Below are 21,046 nucleotides of genomic sequence, written 5' to 3' on the forward strand. Positions count from 1 at the left end.
ACTGCCAAGCCACTGCGCACTTTGTCCCAATCAAAACGATGGTTGTCCGGAACTCGGGAGATTCGCACCCCGTTGCGCTCTTACGCTGGGTCTCTACTTGGCCTTCTGGATTTCTTCGATGGGTTCGCCTTCTTTTCCCCCATGGCATGGCCGTCTTGCGCTGCTGGGCATTGCGCTGGCGTTGTCGGCGGGTTGTTCGTCCTGGGTTGCTCACCCGCCTGCACAGTCACATCCAGAGCGCATCAATGCCCTGAGCCACTTGCCGCAAGGTGTTTCGGCCCAGGCATTACCCGAGCGCTGGTGGCAGTTGTACAACGATCCACAGCTCGATGGGCTGGTGCAGCAGGCATTGCTGCACAACCGTGACCTGGCGGCGGCCCAGTCCCATGTGCAGGCGATGCTGGCCGGGATCATGCAGGCTGATGCCGAGCGCTGGCCGTCCACCCAAGCGTCATTGGGTGCCGCTTACGGCAAGACCGCCGATGACCAGACCCTGGCCAAGGCCACCGATAGCCATGCACCGTCGGAATGGGCGTTCAACCCCGGCATGGAGTTGGCGTATCAAGTGGATGTGTGGGGCCAGGTCCAGCGCACGATCGAACGAGCCCAGGTGCAAGCCGCGGCGGCGCAGGACGCCGAAGACCTGTTGCGCATTACAATCGTGGCGCAAACCACCCGCGCCTATGTGAATGCTTGCGCCCTCGGTGCACGTGCCAAGGTCCAGCGTCATTCGTTGGACGTGGTCGGGCGCAGCCTGGCGTTGATCGATCGCCAGCGCCAGGCCGGTGTGGTGACGGACCTTGAATACACGCGCATGCAAGCCCTGCAGAGCGAAACCCAGGCCTTGCTGCCGATGCTCGAGGCGCGTCGGCAAGCGGCGCTGTACGAGCTGGCGATGCTGACCGGCGTGGCTGATCTGGAACAAAGCGCTGGCGCTGCGAGCTGTGAAGTGGTGCCACAACTCAATGCCGAACTTCCGGTGGGTGATGGCTGGCAATTATTGGCACGCCGCCCCGATATCCGTCAGGCCGAGCGAGCGTTGCAGGCGGCCACGCTGCAAGTGGATATCGTGCAGGCCGACCTGTATCCGAAGGTGACCTTCGGCGCCTCGGTGTCTTCATCGGCCAACAGGCCCCATGAGCTGGGCAACAGCAGCGCGGTGATGTTCGGCATTGGCCCGCTGATCACCTGGCAGTTCCCCAATTGGCGCGCCAACCGCGCGCGGGTCAAGCAGGCGCGGGCGCTTGAGCAGGTAGAGGTGGCGCAATTCGAGGCCAGCGTGCTCAACGCCCTCAAGGAGGTGCGCCAGGCCCTGGCGTTATACGACGGCGAACGCCAGCGCCACGCGGCCTTGAGCCAGGCGCTGGACAGCAGCCGCCACGCCTACAGGTTGGCCCAATTCAACTACGACGCGGGGTCTATCGATTTCCTGGACGTGCTGGACAGCGAGCGTGAACTAATCCGCTTGCAGGCCACTCGCGCCGACGCCGACGGCCAGTTGCTTCAACGCCAGATCAGCCTGTTTCGGGCGCTTGGCGGTGGTTGGCAGCCTTCAGCTCCCACCCACGCTTACACCACTTTTTCCGGTACCCAGCCATGAATATCGCCGTTGATGAAACAACTGCTGTCCAGGATGAATCGGCGCATACGCGCAAGCAACGTCGCAAACGGCACCTGATCCTGCTGGGCGGCGCGGCGCTGTTGATCGCAGCGGTGGCGTTCGGCGTGTACTGGATGACGGTCGGCCGGTATCTGGAACAGACCGATGATGCCTATGTGCGTGCCGACTGGATTCCCATCAGCCCCAAGGTCTCCGGGTATGTGGCCCAGGTGTTGGTGGAGGACGACCAGCCCGTCAAGGCCGGGGATGTGCTGGTGCGCATCGAGGACCGTGACTACCAGGCACGCTTGGCACAGGCCCGTGCACAACTGGCCGAAACCCAGGCCTCGGTGGCGGCGCAAGAGGCCAACCTGCGCGTCACCGACAGCCTGATCGCCCAGCAACAGGCCGGCGTTGCCCAGGCTCAGGCCCACGCCCGCAGCGTGGCCGCCGAGTTGCACCGCGCACGCCTCGACCAGCGCCGCTACGAAGGGTTGGTGCGCGAACACGCCGCCAGTGCCCAGCGTCTGGAAACGGCGGCCGCCAGCTACACCCAGGCCAATGCCGCGGTGGAAATTGCCAAGGCCATGCAACGTCAACAGGAAGCCCGGTTGACCGTTGCCATCAGTCGTCGCCAATTGGCCCAAGCTTCGCTCCAACAACAGATTGCCCGGCGCAGCGAGGCCCAGGCGCAGTTGAACCTGGCGACCCATGCCCAGGAAGACACCTTGATCCGCTCGCCCATCGACGGGGTGGTGGGGCAGCGTAAAGTGCGCACCCGACAGTACGTCGCGCCAGGCCTGCCGCTGCTGGCGGTGGTGCCCTTGCAGCAGGCCTACGTGGTGGCCAACTACAAGGAAACCCAGTTGCGCGACATGCGCGCCGGCCAACCCGTGAACATCAGCATCGACAGTTATTCAGGACGCAAGCTCAAGGGCCACGTGGTGAGTTTCTCGCCAGGTTCGGGGGCGGTGTTCGCATTGTTGCCGTCGGACAACGCCACCGGCAACTTCACCAAGATCGTGCAGCGCTTCCCAGTGAAGATTGTCATCGATGAGCATGATCAGGGCGGGCCTATCCTGCCTGGTATGTCGGTGGTCACCACGGTCGATACCCGGCCAGCCAACCAGGGCGCGGCAAATGACTGAAGCCGCTGAAAAGAGCGTCTCCTTTCGCGCCTGGGTCGCAGTGATCGGTGGGCTGTTCGGCTGTTTCATGGCCGGCATGAACGTGCACGTGACCAGCGCCGCATTGCCGGAAATCGAAGGCTCCCTGGGGGCGACGTTCGAGGAGGGCTCGTGGATCTCCACCGCCTATTTGGTCGCGGAGATCGTAATGATCCCGCTGACCGCCTGGCTGGTGCAGGTGTTCTCCCTGCGCCGGGTGATGCTGGTGGGTTCGTTTGTATTCCTGGTGGCGTCCATTGCCTGCTCCTGGGCGCCCAACCTGGAAGTGATGATCATCATTCGGGTGATCCAGGGCGCGGCCGGCGCGGTGCTGATCCCGTTGTCATTCCAGTTGATCATCACCGAGCTGCCGCCGAGCAAGATTGCCATGGGCATGGCCTTGTTCGCCCTGTCCAACAGCGTTGCCCAGGCCGCCGGGCCGTCCATCGGTGGCTGGCTGACGGATGCTTATTCCTGGCGCTGGATTTTCTACCTGCAACTGGCCCCGGGCATTCTGTTGCTGCTGGCGGTGGCGTGGTCCATCGACGCCAAGCCTATGCAGTTGAGCCTGCTCAAGCGCGGCGACTGGGGCGGCATCCTGGCCATGATCGTCGGCCTGGGTGGCTTGCAGATCGTACTGGAAGAAGGCGGGCGCAAGGATTGGTTCGGCTCCGATTTCATTGTGTGGATGTCACTGGTTGCAGGCGTTGCCCTGGTGTATTTCGTGCTGTCGCAGCTGTATGGCAGCCGCTCCTTCATCAACCTGCGCCTGCTCAAAAGCTACAACTTCGGGGTGGCCAGTGCGGCAATGTTCATTTTCGGCGGGGCGACCTTCGGCCTGGTGTTCCTGGTGCCCAATTACCTCTCGCAGTTGCAGGGCTACAACGCACGGGAGATCGGCATCAGCCTGATCGCCTACGGCATGGTGCAACTGGTGCTGGCGCCGTTCATGCCACGCCTGATGAAGTGGCTCAACCCGAAACTGATGGTTGCCAGCGGCTTTTTCATCATGGCGCTGGGGTGTTATCTGGGGGCGCATCTGGATGTGGATAGCGCTGCCAACGTGATCATTCCTTCCACGGTGGTGCGCGGTATCGGACAGCCGCTGATCATGGTGGCGCTGTCGGTGCTGGCGGTATCCGGCCTGGCCAAGGATGAAGCTGGTTCCGCCTCTGCCTTGTTCTCCATGCTGCGTAACCTGGGTGGTGCCGTGGGCACCGCGGGGTTGACGCAGATTGTCGCCATGCGCGAACGCTTTCACTCCGAGCGGGTAGGGGAGTCGATCACCTTGTTTTCGCCGTCCTTGCAGGAGCGTTTGCGCGCCAGCATGGCCGACAGCGAAGCGTTTATTTTCAATCAATTGCTACCCGCCCAGCAGCAGGTACTTGAGGGGCTGATCCGTACCGTGCGGCGCGAGGCGTACCTGATGGCTTACAGCGACGCGTTCTACGTGTCCTGTGTTGCGTTGGTGTTGTGTGGTGTGGCGGCCCTTGCCTTGCGGCAACAAGCCAGGAATTAGCTCTACAAATGTGGGAGGGGGCTTGCTCCCGATAGCGGTGGGTCAGATACAGATAAGCTGACTGACACACTGCAATCGGGAGCAAGCCCCCTCCCACATTTGGATCTGTTTCGTTAAGTAAATCGGGTGCTTAACCTTCAGTTGATGCTTTGATCAATCCCTGCCTGCAAGACCTGGCTTTCACTGTGCCCACCCGCTCGCAGTGGTCCCAGGTTGAAGGCTTGATCCTTGCGCGTGGCGTCGTCCTGTTTCTGAGTCAATTCATCCTTGGCCCCCAGTGCGAGGTTGACCGGTGATTTCGAGACGTTCAGCCCGACATCAGCACGGTAGCCGCTGCCGGCCAATGCCGTAGCGGTGACTTTGGAACCGCCCAGCTCGACCTTGCCATGCTCGGCGCCGATCCGCGCACCCGTGAGGCGCGTATCACCGCTCACCTGCAGATTGACGCCCTGGCTTGCGCGAATGCCTGACGCCTGGGTGACGCTGTCCTTGACCACATGGCTGACGTCCAGATACAGGGTCGGGGTGTAGTTGGTGTTGCCACTCTTGTCACCGAACAACACGCTTTCGGCGGTATTGGCTACCGAGCTGCCGGTGGTGTTCTTGCCGCTGACGACGTAGCTGTCGCTGTTTCTCGGCCAGACCTTATCCTTGAAGCCCGACAGGCGTGTGCCCAGGGCCTCCTTCTTGTCCGCCAGGTAAGCCTTGGCCTTGTCCACACGGGTGCCGAAAGCGCCACGGGGCTCGGGGTTCACGTCGTAGCTACCGCTGCGGGTGAATTTTTCCTCCAGGCGTTCCTTGGCGTTGACGACGCCGTTGACCACTTTGTCCTTGGCCGAAGCCAGGTGCCCGGTGCTTTTGTCGACGACGTTCTCCAGTTTGTCGCGATGCTTGTCGAACGCACCTTCGGCCTTGGCTTGCACTTTGTCCTTGAGCGGGCCGGTGGCAGTGGCGAGTTTATCCACCACGCCGGGCTGGTTTTTTTCCACATCCAGCCTGGCATCGACATTCACCTGGGTGCTGTTGACCTGGTCCTTGCGACTTTCGACGATGAGATCGCCACCTACCTTGCCGCTCACCTGCTCGGCTTCGATGCGTGCCCCGGCCAGGTGGATGTCGCCGGCACTGTTGATGACCACGTTGGCGGCCTTGATCAGGCTGTCGTGCTGGGTGGTGCTTTGCAGGTGATCCACGTCGACCTTGGCTCGCGCATTGATGCCGCGCTGGGTCTTGGGTGTGGCGTGCTCACCGGCATCGGCCAAGGTGGTCTTGCCAACGCTGCCACCCGCGCCCAGGGTCACGCCCCAGTTGTCATGGGCCTGGGTTGACTGTGCAGACTCTTGCAGGACGCCGCCGTTCTGCGCGTCGAGGTCGACGCTGGCCGCGTTGACCTGAGTCCCCTGCAAGTGCAGGGCATCGGCCGCGTCGGCACCACTGGCGAGGCTGACCTTGCCGTTGCTGTGCACCTGCCCGACGACTACTCCCTGGTCATTTTCCGCCACCTTGCCGATGTTGAAATTGGCACTGAGGCTGCCGGTCTTGCTGCTGCTTTCGGCAGTGCTGGTCTTGCCGGCGCCGGCAGTCAGGCCGCCGCCCAGGTTGCTGCCTTTGCTGATGTGGCTGTTGGTGGCGGCTTGCAGGTCCAGCTTGCCCCCGGCATTGAGGCTGATATCGCCGGTCTTGGCGTTGGCGGTGCCGATCTGCGTGCCTTGCAGGGTCATGTCGCCGCCGCTGCTGAGCTGGATCGCCCCGTTGCCCTGGACCGTCGCGACGCGGGCCTGGCGGTCCTGGGTGTCCAGGCGCTTGTTATCCAGTTGCACACCGGCACCGAGGTTGACGTTGTTGCCATTGGCGCCCGGCGCGGTGCCCACGGTCAATGAACCGTTACCGCGCAAGGTGCCGCTGTTTTTGCTCTGGGTGTCGTTGGCCTGGTTGAGCGCCAACTCACCGCCGGTCTTGAGGTTGACGCCGGCCTGGCCGCCGTTGAACTGGCTGCCTTCATAACGTGCATCGCCCTTGGCCTCGATGCTCACCCCCTGGGTGCCGGCATAGCTGCCGACCACCGCCGTGCTGCTGGTTTCACGCACATCGCTGCTGCCGCCCAAGCCGCTGCCGCGCACATTCAGGTCTTCACCGGTGGTGGTGTAGATCCGCACGCCCGCCTTGGCGTCCACGCCTTGCTCGCTGCTGTCGTAGGTATTGGCCGCTGCCGTGGCGACATGTTCGCCGGCCTTGATTGTCAGCCCGCCATCGGTGGCCCGATATTGAGTGCCTGCATCCTGCAGTTTCCCAGCGGTATCGACCTGCACCGTGGCGCCACTGAACTGGCTGACCACCGCCGTGCTGTCCTGCTGTGTGCGGGTGTTGTGGGTGTGTCCGACTTCCACGTCCAGCCCGACATTCGGTTGTTCGAGCGCGTCCAGCAAACCGGGCTGATGGAACTTGACCTGGGCCACGCCTTCGACGGCTTTTTCGATTGGGCGGGTGATGCCTTTGTACTCCACATTGGCGCCGACATCGGCGGCCCAACCGTTTTCCTTATGGGTGCTGGCTTCGGTGGAATGGGCTGACTGGTTGTCGATTCGGCCTGCGTTGACCTGCAACTCGGTGCCGGCCTTGACCTGCGCGCCCTGGCTGGTAAGGGTGTCGCTGACGTTGATGGTCAGCTTGCCGGCCGCTGCCACGGTGCTGGTTTGCGCGGTGGTTTTGCTGTTTGTGTCGTGGCTGCTCTGGTGGCTGAATTGCGCGCCACTGCCAGCCCGATCAAGGCCGCCGGTGTAGTAGAAACTACCGCCGGTGGTGGTCTTGTCGACGGCTTGGGTACTGCTGTCATCGGCCGCCAACAGTGCGACGTTTTTACCGTTCAGGCTTGCATTGCCCTGGGTCGCCTTGAGGTCCGAGCCCTTGATGCTCACATCGCCGCCAGCGCTTACCGCCACACTGGCGCCCTTGAGGCTCGAAGCCTGCTGCCGGGTGGTGTCAGTCTTGCGGGTTTGCTGCTGGTCTTCATAGCTCACCCCTGCACGGTATTGACGGCTGCCGTCGGCGGTTTCCCTGGCGTAGCTATCGAAGCCACGGGTGTGCGTGCTGGTGGTGTCGTGGGTGGTGTTCTCGGCCGCAACCACCTTGATATCGCCCCTGGCCTGTGCCTGCAGTTCGTCGCCGGCAGACACCTGGGAACCAGTGACGGTGATGTCTTGGGCGCTTTGCAGCTTGAGGTTGCTGTCCGAGCGCAGGTGGCTGGCGACGATGGTGCTGTCCTTGAGGTTCTTGCGGCTTTCGTCCTTGGAGATGCCGAAGAACTTGCTGTCGTTGCTGTAGCGGTTGTCGTGGGAGGTGTCCTGTACGCCGTCGATCACCAGCGAGCCGTTGTCGCTGATGACGCTGGCCTGCTTGCCGCCACGGGCCTGGCTGCCGCTGATGCGCACGTCGTCGGCCTTGACGATCAGCTTGCCGTCGGCGTTGACCTTGCTGCCGGTGTTCAGGGTTTTGCCCTGGTTACCGTTGCCTTCCTTACCGAAGAAGCTGCCACCGGTCAGGTCGCCGGAGTAGGCGTTATCGCTGCTGCTTTGGGTGCGGCTGGCGCTGGCGATTTCGATTTGGCCACCGGCCAACTGGATATCACCCGGGGTTTTCAGCTCGGCGCCCTGGAGTTGCAGTTTCTGCTTGCTGGTCAGCACCAGTGAGTTGCCAGCCTTGAGGCTGCTGGTGACGCTGCGCTGTTCGCTGCTGGATTTGTCCCAGTTGGCTTTCCACAAATGCTTGCGATGGTTGCCCTGTTCGCGGGTTTCATGGGTTTCGGTGGCTGCGTTCACTTGCAGGTCGGCGCCGCTGTCGATGCGCAAGGCGCTACCGGCTTGCACCTGGCCGGCTTTGATCTCGGTGCTGGCGCCGGAGGACAGCGCGGCATCCTGTTGCGCGACGATCTTGTTGCCGTGCTGGCGCGAGTCCTTGTCGGTGGTGGTGCGGTCATAGGTTTCGTAGGTGAACAGGAAGTTGCTGTTGTCCCACTGTTCACGCTTTTCCTGAAGCTTGCGGCTTTCCAGGCTGCTGAGGGTCAGGTTGCGGCTGGCAGCAAGCTTGACGTTGCGCCCGCTGACGTCGGTGGCCGCCAGGTTCAAGTCCCTGGCACTGTGCAAGTCGACATCGCCCTGGCGGCTCTGCACACCGGCGCGAGTGGCGTCGAGGCTGTTGGCGTGAACCTGGCCGCTGATATCGAGGTCGCCGGCCGAGCTGATCTTTACGCTGTCAGTGCCTTGCACCTGCACGCCGCCCACGCGCACACCGGCACCATCGGCGGTGCTGATGATATTGATGCGCCCGGCCAGCATCGCCCCGAACAGGCGCGCGTCGATACGCTGGTCCTGGGTCTTGCTGGCCGGGTCTGCCTGGCTGACTTGCCCGCTGGCGAAATCGACCTGGTTGCGCCCGACCGTGAGGTTCAATTGATCATGGGCACTGATGCTGCCGTTGCTGTCGATACGTGGCGCGATCAGGTTGATGGAGCCTTCGCGGTTGTGCAGGCCCTGGCCTTGCACCGTCAGCTGACCGGTGGCATCCCGGGTGCTCAAGGCTTGCAGCTTGCCGTTGTCAAATTCAGGGCGGCCGACCACCAGGTTGGCATTCGGGGTGTTGATGAAACTGCCGCCATTCACAGAAATGCCGTTGGGGTTGGCCAGCACATAATCGGCGGCCTGGCCGAAAATCTCCTGGGCGCCGTTGAGGGCCGAGGCATTGCGACTGATCACTTCGTTGAGGATCACGCTTGCCGCCTGGCCCTGGAACTGCGGGTTGGCCGCCAGTTGCCCGGCGAGCTTGGACACGTCGGCCTGCAAGGCATTGTTCAGCACCAGCCCCTGGCGGTCGACGTTGTAATCCAGAAACTGATTATGGGACAGGCCGCCGGCATTCGGCGCAACGATATTGACGATCGGCACGCCGCCCTGGTTTTGCAGTTGCGGCGTACCGCCAGGCCCTTCGGCAACGGTCACGCCCGCGGCGAGCGCAAGCTGGGGCAGCAGGAACAGGCTGGCAATGGCCCAGCGCAGTTTGCCCTGGGGCGAAAGGCGAAAGCTGTGGGAAGTACTCGGCATAAATGATCTCGCTCTGTGTTGGCTGATCCACGGCGTGCGTTGTTCGTTGCAACGCTGTTGGGCGGGTCAGGTACGGCGGTTGTCTCAGGCTAAAAAAACAGCGGTGTTCTCATATTTTCAGGCTCATATTTGCAAGCTCAGGCGTGTCAGCCAGACCTCCGGCTCCTGGCGAAAACCTGTTGGGGTGTTGAGGTTGCGTTGGTAATCGAAGTCGAGCTGCACGTTCTTCCAGCTCAGGTTGAGCCCCGCGCTGGCGCCGCTCAGGCGTTGGCTTTGGACGCCGTGTTCGCGCTTGACCCAGCCGTTGTCGAGGCCCAGGCGCGGGGTGATTTTCACCGGCAAATCGCTGTTCAGCGGCAGGCGCAAAGTGTTGCGCCACACCGCGCCAATCGCGCCGGAGCTGCTGTTGTCGCGGTAGCCACGCACGGCCGAGTCGTCGGTGACCAGCAGCTGTTCGATGGCAGGCAGCGCGTCCGGGCTGTATTGCACCGACAGCTGGCTCTGCCACTGCCACGGTTGCGCCGACCATTGGCCGTTGCGCCATTGGCTGAGGTTGGCGCGGTACTTGTGAAACTGCGCCTTGGGCCGGTTTTTCTGCACCTGGTCGGCATCGCGATCGGCGCCGAACCAGGTCAGGCCCTGGGCGTAATTGACGTCCAGGTTCCACACCGCGCTGTTGAGCCAGAACAGGTTCAGGCCGGCCTCGGCCACCGTCAGCGTCGGGCTCTGGATGTCCAGGTGGGCTTTCTGCAGGTAGCTGTCGACGTCCTTGTAGGCCAGTTGCAGGTTGGCGCTCAGTTGATGGCCCTGGTCGCGCCACAGCACCCGATCGCTGCGCAGGCTGACCTGATCGGTGCGACCGCTGTTGTAGAGCGTCGTGCGGCTGAGCTTGAACGGCGAGCGGTATTCGGCATGGCTGGCGAACAGGCTGTAGGTCCAGTAGCCATAGGGGATCGAGTAGAACAGGCTGGTGCTGCGGCTGTAGCGCGGCCCATGGTTGAGCGTGTCGCTGAAACTCAGGTTGAGCGAATCGCCCAATTGCAGCGGGCTGTCCAGGTTCAGGCTGAGGGCATTGCGATCACGCCCGGTGCCGGCGCTGCCAAGGTTATCCAGCCCAAGCCCCAGGGCCCAACGCGAGGCACTGCTGCGCGAGCGCAGGATGATGCGCGAGGCGCCCGCTTGGCTGCCAGGGGCGATATCGGCGGTGAGGTCGACCGAGCGCAGGCGGTTGAGCTGGTCCAGGCCCTGTTCCAGGTCGCGCAGGTTCAGCGGCTTGCCGAGCATCCCGGGAAACGCTGCGCCTAACGACACGGGCAGGCTCTGGTCGGCCAGTTCGATGGCTTCGAGGTAGCCTTCCTCGACGTGAATATCCAGCGGGTGCCCGGCGCTCGGCGCACTGATCAGGTAGGGACGGCTGGCGATATAGCCGGCCTCGACATACAGACGCGTGATCTCGGCCAATAGTCGGTTGATCTGAGTGACGCCCATGCAGGGGGCAACGTAGGGCTCGATGTGTTTGTCCAGCTCGGTGCGGCTGAACAAGGTGACCCCGGCCAGGCGTGTACCGCGCAGGGGCCAGCAGCGTTCATCCTTGGCGACGTCCTTTGGCGCGGTCGGTGTGATCGGCGGCGTACCGAAACGGCCGCGCTGCATCTGGCGCTGGCGCTGCTCCAGTTGTAATTGCTGCAGGTCGCGCTGCTGTTGCTGCTGCAAGCGAAGGGCTTCCTGGCCTGGCTGCGGCGCATCGGCGGCGGCCGCAGGCAGCGCGCACAGGCAGAGCAGGGTGGCGCCCAATTTTTGAATACGACACCAGTGTCCGGTTGTGGGCTGAATTGGCACTCGACATCCTTAACGTAGAAATACACACGATCTATGCCTCCCGAGCCAAACCGTGATCTCGGGGGAGTTGCCACACTGGAGTCATCATTAAACGGTTCGTTACATGAGTGGGGGATTTATTGCACAAAACGTGAGGAGTACCACGTTATTTAGGGAAATAAGGCACAAAAATAGTGCGTAATTGGCGAGTGGTAACCTGAAGTGTCAGTGTTTCAAGGGGGTTGGGGGCGAAGGAGGGGGTGGAGGTTTTTTGGATTGTTGCAGTTATTGCGCTTAATCATTGTGTTTATAGCAGGCGGCTGTGCGCCCAACAGCCGCGTACCGGCATACCAGATTAGGCTTTTGAATCCATTCGATATTCTGTAGCCTTGCGCGGCTTCATCGTTACCCGTGCTTGATGAACACAAACACTTCGTCCGGCGGCGCCCGAAGGGCTCCAGAGCCGGTGGTACACTCGACTTTCGCGCTACTGCGCCTGCAGGTCTTGCGAACATGACGCACATTTCCGAACGCCTACTGGTTCAAGCCCACCTCGACGCCAAGCAGCCCAAGGTGCTTAGCGCCGCGCAAGAGGCGAGCCTGCGCGCCGCCATCGCCGCCGAGCTCAAGGCTCAGGATGCGGTGCTGGTTGCCCACTTCTATTGCGACCCGGTGATCCAGGCCCTGGCCGAAGAAACCGGTGGCTGTGTTTCCGACTCCCTGGAAATGGCGCGCTTTGGCGCCGCCCACCCGGCCAAGACCGTGCTGGTGGCCGGTGTGCGGTTCATGGGCGAGACCGCCAAGATCCTCACCCCTGAAAAACGCATCCTCATGCCGACCCTGGAAGCCACCTGCTCCCTGGACCTGGGTTGCCCGGTGGATGAGTTTTCAGCGTTCTGCGACCAGCATCCGGAGCGCACCGTGGTGGTGTATGCCAACACCTCGGCGGCGGTCAAAGCCCGTGCCGATTGGGTCGTGACCTCCAGCTGCGCGCTGGAAATCGTCGAAAGCCTGATGGACAACGGCGAGACCATTATCTGGGGCCCGGACAAACACCTGGGCACCTACATCCAGCGCCAGACCGGTGCCGACATGCTGCTGTGGGACGGTGCCTGCATCGTCCATGAAGAGTTCAAGTCCAAGCAGTTGGAAGACATGAAGGCGCTGTACCCGGACGCGGCCATCCTGGTGCATCCGGAGTCACCGACCTCGGTAATCGAGCTGGCGGATGCCGTAGGCTCGACGAGCCAACTGATTGCTGCGGCGCAGCGTCTGCCGAACAAGACTTTTATCGTGGCAACTGATCGCGGCATTTTCTACAAGATGCAGCAGCTGTGCCCGGACAAAGTCTTCATCGAGGCGCCGACTGCAGGTAATGGCGCGGCATGCCGCAGTTGCGCGCACTGCCCGTGGATGGCGATGAATACGCTGGAGCGTACGTTGCAGTGTCTGCGTGAGGGCAGTAATGAGATTTTCGTCGAGCCGTCGGTGATTCCACAGGCGGTGCGGCCGCTCAAGCGCATGCTCGACTTCACCCAGGCTGCGCGCCTCAAGCTGGCCGGCAACGCATAGCCCAGGTGTGAACACTTTCCAAATGTGGGAGGGGGCTTGCTCCCGATAGCGGTGGATCAGTCAATATATCTGGTGACTGTCACACCGCCATCGGGAGCAAGCCCCCTCCCACATTTGGATCTACGCTATTGTGCGATTACTTCTTTTGCTTCGGGATCCGCACCAACTGCGTATCCGAATAGATGTCATGCCAGCTGCGTTTCTGTTTGTCGAACAATGACCAGACAAACCCCAACCCCACGCACAGCCATGACGCAATCGACACCACAAAACGCAACAACGCCTGCCACAAGCTGATGCGCGAACCGTCGGCGTTTTGTACACGCACGCCCCACACCTGCATGCCCAAGGTTTGCCCGGAATGGGTCCAGAACTTGGCGAAGAAACCGAACAGCACAAACAACAGGATCGTCGATAGCAGCGGGTCACCGTCCAGGGCGCCGGATTCGGTGAGGGTGCGCATTTTCGCTTCGCCCACAAAAGCGATCCACGCCAGCTTGTAGATAAAGGCGGTGACGATCAGCAGCGCCGTGCACAACAGGAAATCGTAGAACATCGCTGCCAGGCGACGGCCAAGGCCAACGGCGGGGAATTGGCCCTGGGGGCTCAGCAGTTGCTTGGACATGGCAGGACTCTCTGGAGAAAAAACGCATTTTACGGAATCTCGCCCATAAAAAAGCCCCTGATGTCATATCAGGGGCTTTTTGTCGCAGGAAGGATCAGGCTTCTGCTTCTACTTCATCAGCCTGCATGCCTTTCTGGCCTTGTGCCGGAACGAAAGTTACTTTCTGGCCTTCTTTCAAACTCTTGAAGCCGCTGCCTTTAATGGCGCGGAAATGCACGAACAGATCCGGGCCGCTTTCAGGAGTGATAAAACCAAACCCTTTTTCGTCGTTAAACCACTTGACGGTACCGCTCTGACGTTCAGCCATTTTCTTCTTTCCTTTGACGCTAAAAATTAATGACAGCCCCTTTCACACGAAAGAGTACTGGGCTGGGTTGCAGGAAAGTAAGAGACGTCGAACGGGTTGTAGCAAACTACTTCAGCTACTGCCCAGGTCCAGGTTCCAAGCGACCCATGCAAACACAGTGAGCAAACTCTACGCCAACTAATATGAAAAAAACAAGCCCCGCGAAAGGGCCTGTTTTTACTCGGTCATATGACACTTTGTTGAATGTCGTAATGCCGAGTTATTCGATAGAGTTATTCACTTGTTATAGAAGGATTCCTACAGAAATGCCTATCGTACATGCACTGTTTTATGGCGGCTGCGTTACAGTTTAGTGCGTCTTGATGCAGTCGCGTTACTTATGGAAACAAATAATCAGCCACGATAGTAACGTTGTGGCACGAATGGCATTTTACTTACACGCAATGGCACCTTTTTCCCACGCACCAGCGCAGAGACTTCGGTGTCCAGTGCAATGAAGGCGCTGTTCAGGTAACCCATGGCCAGCGGACCGCCAAGGGTTGGACCAAAGCCACCGCTGCATACGCTGCCGATCACGGTGCCTTGTTCGTCGACGATCTCGGCACCTTCACGCACCGGGGTGCGTTCCTGGGGCAATAAGCCTACGCGCTTGCGGCTCACACCGGCTTGTTGCTGGGTGAAGATGCGGTCCGCACCTGGGAAACCGCCGGCACGTGGGCCATCGGCACGCCGGGCCTTGGAGATCGCCCACAACAGGCTGGCTTCGATTGGCGTGGTGTCGGTGTTCATGTCATGGCCATAGAGGCACAGGCCAGCTTCAAGGCGCAGGGAGTCGCGGGCGCCCAGGCCGATGGCCTGTACTTCGGTTTCGGCCAGCAGGCTGCGGGCGAGGCTTTCTGCGTTGGCCGCCGGTACCGAGATTTCAAAACCGTCTTCACCGGTGTAGCCGGAGCGGCTGACATAGCAGTCGACGCCCAGCAGACGCAAGGTGGTGAATTGCATGAAGGTCATCTTATTCACTTCCGGCGCCAGGCGCGCCAGTACCTTCACCGCCAATGGGCCTTGCAGGGCCAGCAGGGCGCGCTCTTCGAACAGCGGCTCGATGGTGCATTGGTCGCCGATATGTTTGCGCAGATGCGCCAGGTCCTGGTCCTTGCACGCGGCGTTGACCACCAGGAACAGCTCGTCGTTGCCCAGGTTGGCGACCATCAGGTCGTCGAGGATGCCACCTTGCTCGTTGGTGAACATCGCGTAGCGCTGCATGCCCACCGGCAGGTCGATGATATCGACCGGCACCAGGGTTTCCAGGGCCTTGGCGGCATTGGCGCCGGTCAGGCGGATCTGGCCCATGTGGGACACGTCGAACAACCCGGCCTGTTCACGGGTGTGCAGGTGTTCCTTCATTACGCCCAGCGGGTACTGCACTGGCATGTCATAGCCCGCGAAGGGCACCATGCGCGCGCCCAGTTCTAGGTGCAGGGCGTGCAATGGGGTTTTCAACAGGGTTTCGGTGGACATATTCAGCTCCTGAACAACGTGCTGGCGCGCGGGTAGGCGTCAGCACTCGATAATGTTGTCAAAAATGTGGAAGCGGGCTTGCGCGAAAACGGGCCGTCAGTTGATGCATCTGTAACTGATACACCGCTTTCGCGAGCAAGCCCGCTCCCACCTTTGATCCTTCAGGTTATGCGTAGCTCTCGATCGAGGGGCATGCGCAGACGAGGTTGCGATCGCCAAATACGTTGTCGACCCGGCCAACCGGCGGCCAGTACTTGCCTTCGATCAGTGACGCGACCGGGTACACCGCTTGTTCACGGCTGTAGGGGTGCGACCACTCGCCGACCAATTCAGCGGCGGTGTGTGGCGCGTTTTTCAACGGGTTGTCGTCCTTGTCCAACGTGCCGTTTTCCACCGCACGGATCTCTTCGCGGATGGCGATCATGGCGTCGCAGAAGCGGTCCAGTTCTTCCTTGGACTCACTTTCGGTCGGCTCGATCATCAAGGTGCCAGCCACCGGGAACGACATGGTCGGCGCGTGGAAACCAAAATCGATCAGGCGCTTGGCCACGTCATCCACGCTGATGCCGCTGCTGTCTTTCAAGGGGCGCAGGTCGAGGATGCATTCATGGGCCACCAGGCCGTTGCTGCCGGTGTAGAGCACTGGATAGTGCTCTTCCAGGCGACGGGAAATGTAGTTGGCATTCAGGATCGCCAGCTGCGAAGCACGCTTGAGGCCGGCGCCGCCCATCATGCTGATGTACATCCAGGTGATCGGCAAAATGCTCGCGCTGCCGAACGGTGCGGCACACACCGCACCTTCCTTGCGCTCCATGGCCGCGTGGCCTGGCAGGAATGGCGTGAGGTGCGACTTGACGCCAATCGGGCCGACACCCGGGCCGCCACCGCCGTGGGGGATGCAGAAGGTCTTGTGCAGGTTCAGGTGGGACACGTCGCCGCCGAACTTGCCCGGTGCGCACAGGCCAACCATGGCGTTCATGTTGGCGCCGTCGATGTACACCTGGCCGCCGTTGTCGTGGATGATCGCGCAGATGTCGCGGATGCCTTCCTCGAACACGCCGTGGGTGGACGGGTAGGTGATCATCAGTGCGGCGAGGTGCTCGCGGTGCTCGATGGCCTTGGCGCGCAGGTCTTCGATATCGACGTTGCCACGCGCATCGCAGGCGGTCACCACCACGCGCATGCCGGCCATGTTGGCGGTGGCCGGGTTGGTGCCGTGGGCCGACGATGGGATCAGGCAGATGTCGCGACGTGCTTCGCCACGGCTCTGGTGATAGGCGCGGATAGCCAAGAGGCCTGCGTATTCACCTTGGGAGCCGGCGTTTGGCTGCAGGGAGATCGCATCGTAGCCGGTGGCCGCGCAGAGCATGGCCTCCAGTTCGGTGGTCAGTTGTTGGTAACCGGCGCTTTGCTCAGCCGGGGCGAACGGGTGCAGGGCGCCGAACTCGGCCCAGGTCACCGGGATCATTTCGCTGGCGGCGTTGAGCTTCATGGTGCACGAGCCCAGCGGGATCATGGTGCGGTCCAGGGCCAGGTCCTTGTCGGCCAGCTTGCGCAGGTAGCGCATCAGCTCGGTTTCCGAATGATAGCGGTTGAATACCGGGTGGCTGAGGATTGGTGACTGGCGCAGCAAGGCGGCAGGCAGTGCGCTGTCGGTGGCGGCGAAGGCGGGCAGGGCCTTGCCGTCGGCGAAGATCGCCCACAAGGCCTGGATATCGGCCTGGGTGGTGGTTTCGTCGACCGACAGGCCAACGCGCTCGGCGTCCACTACGCGCAGGTTGATGCGCTGGGCGTGAGCCTTGTCATGCAGGGCTTTGGTGTTGGCGCCGGTGTTGAGTGTGATCGTGTCGAAGAAGTTTTTCTGCTCGACCTCAAGGCCCAGGGCGGTCAAACCCTTGGCCAGGATCGCGGTCAGCTGGTGTATGCGCTGGGCGATCTGAGTCAGGCCTTTAGGACCGTGGTAAACGGCGTACATGCTGGCGATGTTGGCCAGCAGCACTTGGGCGGTGCAGATGTTGCTGGTGGCTTTCTCGCGACGGATATGTTGTTCGCGGGTCTGCATGGCCAGGCGCAGGGCCGGCTTGCCGAAGCGGTCGACGGAAACACCGACCAGGCGCCCCGGCATATCGCGCTTGAACGCATCCTTGGTGGAGAAGTACGCCGCGTGCGGGCCACCAAAGCCCAGCGGCACGCCGAAGCGTTGCGCACTGCCGATGGCGACGTCGGCACCGAACTCACCCGGTGGGGTCAGCAGGGTCAGGGCCAGCAGGTCGGCGGCCACGGCCACCAGGGCGTTGGCGGCGTGGAAACGTTCGGTCAGCTCGCGGTAATCAAATACATCGCCGTTGCTGGCCGGGTATTGCAGCAGGGCGCCGAAGAACGGGCTGACGTCGGTCAGTTCGCGCTCATCGCCGACCACCACGTCGATGCCCAGTGGTTCGGCACGGGTGCGCAGTACGTCGAGGGTTTGCGGGTGGCTGTGGACTGAGGCGAAGAAGGCATTGCTGCCTTTGTTCTTGCTCAGGCGCTTGCAAAAGGTCATGGCTTCGGCGGCGGCGGTGGCTTCGTCGAGCAGGGACGCGTTGGCGATCGGCAGGCCGGTGAGGTCGCTGATCAGGGTCTGGAAATTCAGCAGCGCTTCCAGGCGGCCTTGGGAAATTTCAGGCTGGTACGGCGTGTAGGCGGTGTACCAGGCAGGGTTTTCCAGCAAGTTGCGCAGGATCGGCGACGGCGTGTGGCAGTTGTAGTAGCCCTGGCCGATGTAGGTCTTGAACAGTTGGTTCTGGCCGGCGATGGCCTTGATCTTGGCCAAGGCCTCAGCTTCGCTCAAGCCGTCTTCCAGGCCGAGCACGCTGGTACCCTTGATGCTTTCCGGGATCACGCTGGCGCTGAGGGCCTCAAGGGAGTCAAAGCCCAGGCTGGCGAGCATCTGCTGCTCATCTGCCTGGCGAGGGCCGATGTGGCGGGCGATGAATTCGTTGGCGGTGTTCAGATTAACGGTCATGGCGCGCTCCTCAGGCTTCTGCGTTGGCTTTGATCAGGCGGTCGTACGCATCCTGATCCAACAGCTTAGCCACTGCCTCGGCGTCGGTTGGTTTAAAGCGGAAGAACCAGCCTTCGCCCATTGGGTCTTCGTTGACCAGTTCCGGGCTGTCACTCAGCTTTTCGTTCACTTCCAACACTTCACCGTTCAACGGCATATACACGCCGCTGGCGGCTTTTACCGATTCCACGGTGGAGGCTTCAGCGCCTTTGTCGTAAGCCTGCAACTCCGGCAGTTGCACGAAAACCACATCACCCAGCGCATTCTGCGCAAAAGCGGTAATGCCCACGGTGACGCTGCCATCGGCTTCGGCGCGCAGCCATTCGTGATCTTCAGTGAAACGCAACTCGCTCATGGAAACTCCTCAGGGCCAGAATCGTCTGGTGGACGGGATTTGAATAATAGGGAGTTGCTTAGCAATATTGCGGCCAAGGTTATTAAATCCTTATAAATCAATAATTTAATAAAATTGGTTATGGCGTTAGTGCATTTTGCTGTAGCGATTTCGCTACAGTCGGGTGCTTGAAAAAAAGCCTATGTGGATCAAAGCCTTGCATGGCGCGCAAAAAACAGGGTTGTAGCGATATCGTTACGCTGTAGCGCTTTCAGTACACGCAATGTCGTTCCTGGACCAAAATTTGGAATGCTCTGCAAATGTGGGAGGGAGCAAGCCCCCTCCCACATTTGTTTGTATTCCAACTTGAATCAGGGCTTGTTGGGGATGCCGTACTTGCGCAAGCGATGGGCGATCGCCGTGTGGGAAGTCTGCAACCGGCTGGCCAGTTGGCGGGTCGAGGGGTAGCTGGTGTAGAGCTTTTCCAGCAGGTCGCGCTCGAAATCCTCCACGGCCTGTTCCAGGCTGTCGATTTCGCCATCGTTCTGGCGTGCTACGGAGGTGCCGGCGATGTCCAGGTCGCCGATGTCCACCAGGCTGCTTTCACAGATGGCAGCGGCGCGGAAGATCACGTTTTGCAGTTGCCGCACATTGCCCGGCCAGCGATTGTCCAGCAGTGCCGGGTAAGTGCCGGGCGCCAGGCGGCAGACCGGGCGCTGGATCTGCGCGCAGGCCTGCTGCATGAAGTAGCGGGCCAGCAGCAGGATATCCTGGCCGCGTTCGCGCAGGGGCGGTACTTCGACGTTGAGCACGTTGAGGCGGTAAAACAGATCTTCGCGAAAAGTGCCTTCGCTGACCATCTTTTCCAGGTTGCGGTGGGTGGCGCTGAGGATGCGCACATTGACCTTCACTTCGCGGTCACCGCCCACACGGCGAAAGCTGCCGTCATTGAGAAAGCGCAACAACTTGGCTTGCAGGTACGGTGACATCTCGCCGATTTCATCCAGAAATACCGTGCCTTGGTTGGCCAGTTCCATCAGCCCCGGCTTGCCGCCGCGCTGGGCGCCGGTAAAGGCGCCCGGGGCGTAACCGAACAACTCGCTCTCTGCGAGGTTTTCCGGGAGTGCCGCGCAGTTCAAGGCCAAAAACGGCGCACTGTAGCGTGCGCTGGTGGCGTGACAGGCGCGGGCCACCAGCTCCTTGCCGGTGCCGGTTTCGCCCTGGATCAGCAGCGGTGCATCCAACGCCGCCACCCGTTGCGCTCGCGCCTTGAGGGTGCGGATGGCCGGGGATTCGCCCAGCAGCGCATCAAAACCTTCGGCATGGTCGTGGTGCAGTGCCGACAGTTGCTCGCCGATACGATTGGGCTGGTAGAGGGTGAGCAGGGCGCCTGCGTCAGTGATTGGCGTGGCGTCCAGCAACAGGGTCTGGCCGTTGACGCTGATCTCGCGCAACGGTAAGCGAAAGCCATGTTCCAGCAAGGTGTCCAGCAGCGTTGGGTCATTGAACAGCTCGGCAATGCTTTCCCCGGCAGGCTCGCGCCCGTACAGGGCGATCAACGCCGGGTTGGCCAACAGGATCTTGCCCGCGCTGTCCAGGGCCAGTACCGGGTCGGTCATGGCCGCCAGCAGGGCGTCGAGTTGCAGGTGGCGGCGTTGGCCCGGCAGGATGTCGACCACCTTTACCGCTTGTACGCCGTGCACGCTGAACAAGGCGTCACGCAGCTCCTCGAGTACCTCGGCGCTGAGGGTCGGCGCATCGATATAGACGTTGGGCGGTACCATCTCCACCGCATCCAGGTTGAGATTGCGCCCACCGAGCAAGGCCAGGACTTCCTGGGTGATGCCGACGCGGTCGATGAAGCTGACGTGGATACGCATGGGGTGCTAGCAATTCTGGGGAGCGAGATGCGGCAAGTATGCCTTGGCGCGGGGCGCAGGTGAAATCTGACAAATGATGGAGATCAAAATGTGGGAGGGAGCTTGCCCCCGATTCGGTGGATCAGCTAATAAATCTGTTGCTGACACACTGCCATCGGGGGCAAGCCCCCCACATTTTGAACTGCATTGTGTGAGTGCAGGCGTGTTATTCCAGATGTTCGGGTTTGACTGGATCACCTGATTTCACATCCAACTGATGCCTTACATCCTCGAACATCAGGTCGTACTGCTTGTGCATCGACCCATTCAACACCGCGGCTTTCGGCATGCCGTATTTCTGCGCAATGTTCATCGCATGCCGCGCAAAATCGAAGGCCTGGTCCTTGGGCAGGAAGAACTCTTCCTTGAGGTCCTTGCCCTGCACCGAGCCGTGCAGCTTGAAGAGCATTCCCTTGCCTTCCTTTGGGTCCTGGCTGACTTCATAGTCGATGCACAGGTTGTAGCTGTAGTCGTCTTTGTTAAGCGCGTGGCGTTCAACGTGCAAGTGACCGGGTTCAAAGGTAGCCATAGG

General features: G+C 61.3%; 13 protein-coding genes. 4 read left to right on the plus strand and 9 right to left on the minus strand.

Annotated elements, in window-relative coordinates; translation table 11 throughout:
* The first annotated feature begins 118 nt into the window (after positions 1–118).
* From NMB39_RS05970 to NMB39_RS05980, 3 genes are read left to right on the plus strand one after another with little or no spacing between them, the layout of a single operon-like run.
* The gene (locus tag NMB39_RS05970; protein ID WP_494339534.1) at positions 119–1,600 is read left to right on the plus strand and encodes a TolC family protein; all 1,482 of its coding nucleotides are present in this window, start codon (positions 119–121) and stop codon (positions 1,598–1,600) included.
* Positions 1,597–2,748, plus strand: a complete 1,152-nt coding sequence (locus tag NMB39_RS05975) for an HlyD family secretion protein (RefSeq protein ID WP_057023793.1) — start codon at positions 1,597–1,599, stop codon at positions 2,746–2,748. The genes NMB39_RS05970 and NMB39_RS05975 overlap by 4 nt, the downstream gene beginning before the upstream one ends.
* Positions 2,741–4,285, plus strand: coding sequence for an MDR family MFS transporter (locus NMB39_RS05980; RefSeq protein ID WP_494339533.1), 1,545 nt, complete (start codon positions 2,741–2,743; stop codon positions 4,283–4,285). The genes NMB39_RS05975 and NMB39_RS05980 overlap by 8 nt, the downstream gene beginning before the upstream one ends.
* A 137-nt stretch (positions 4,286–4,422) precedes the next feature.
* On the opposite strand, the gene NMB39_RS05985 is transcribed toward NMB39_RS05980, so the two are convergent.
* Complete coding sequence (locus tag NMB39_RS05985; RefSeq protein ID WP_494339532.1) at positions 4,423–9,378, minus strand: hemagglutinin repeat-containing protein; 4,956 nt, start codon at positions 9,376–9,378, stop codon at positions 4,423–4,425.
* Between the two features lie 123 nt (positions 9,379–9,501).
* Positions 9,502–11,217, minus strand: a complete 1,716-nt coding sequence (locus tag NMB39_RS05990) for a ShlB/FhaC/HecB family hemolysin secretion/activation protein (protein WP_198720192.1) — start codon at positions 11,215–11,217, stop codon at positions 9,502–9,504.
* 492 nt (positions 11,218–11,709) lie between these two features.
* On the opposite strand from NMB39_RS05990, the gene nadA reads away from it, so the two are divergent.
* The gene (gene nadA / locus NMB39_RS05995) at positions 11,710–12,768 is read left to right on the plus strand and encodes a quinolinate synthase NadA (RefSeq protein ID WP_046069300.1); all 1,059 of its coding nucleotides are present in this window, start codon (positions 11,710–11,712) and stop codon (positions 12,766–12,768) included.
* Between the two features lie 136 nt (positions 12,769–12,904).
* Here nadA and NMB39_RS06000 read toward each other — a convergent pair whose 3' ends face one another.
* The 7 genes from NMB39_RS06000 to NMB39_RS06030 all read right to left on the minus strand — a co-directional run bounded on the left by NMB39_RS06000 (position 12,905) and on the right by NMB39_RS06030 (position 21,043).
* Positions 12,905–13,393 carry an RDD family protein gene (locus tag NMB39_RS06000; protein WP_124356238.1) on the minus strand — a complete coding sequence of 163 codons (489 nt, stop codon included), beginning with the start codon at positions 13,391–13,393 and terminating at the stop codon, positions 12,905–12,907.
* A 94-nt stretch (positions 13,394–13,487) separates the two neighbouring features.
* Positions 13,488–13,700: a cold-shock protein gene (locus NMB39_RS06005; RefSeq protein WP_057023799.1), complete on the minus strand. Its 213-nt coding sequence runs from the start codon at positions 13,698–13,700 to the stop codon at positions 13,488–13,490.
* 393 nt (positions 13,701–14,093) lie between these two features.
* Entirely contained in the window at positions 14,094–15,218 is a 1,125-nt protein-coding gene (gene gcvT / locus NMB39_RS06010) for a glycine cleavage system aminomethyltransferase GcvT (RefSeq protein WP_057023800.1), read from the minus strand.
* A 166-nt stretch (positions 15,219–15,384) separates the two neighbouring features.
* Positions 15,385–18,222: an aminomethyl-transferring glycine dehydrogenase gene (gene gcvP, locus NMB39_RS06015; protein WP_198720193.1), complete on the minus strand. Its 2,838-nt coding sequence runs from the start codon at positions 18,220–18,222 to the stop codon at positions 15,385–15,387.
* 10 nt (positions 18,223–18,232) lie between these two features.
* The gene (gcvH, locus tag NMB39_RS06020) at positions 18,233–18,616 is read right to left on the minus strand and encodes a glycine cleavage system protein GcvH (protein ID WP_057023802.1); all 384 of its coding nucleotides are present in this window, start codon (positions 18,614–18,616) and stop codon (positions 18,233–18,235) included.
* 350 nt (positions 18,617–18,966) lie between these two features.
* A complete protein-coding gene (gcsR, locus tag NMB39_RS06025) occupies positions 18,967–20,475 on the minus strand; it encodes a transcriptional regulator GcsR (protein ID WP_057023803.1) in 1,509 nt (502 codons plus the stop codon).
* Positions 20,476–20,680: 205 nt separating this feature from the next.
* Entirely contained in the window at positions 20,681–21,043 is a 363-nt protein-coding gene (locus NMB39_RS06030; RefSeq protein ID WP_057023804.1) for a DUF5064 family protein, read from the minus strand.
* Positions 21,044–21,046: the final 3 nt, after the last annotated feature.

This window comes from Pseudomonas sp. FBCC-B545 (genome assembly GCF_059134095.1).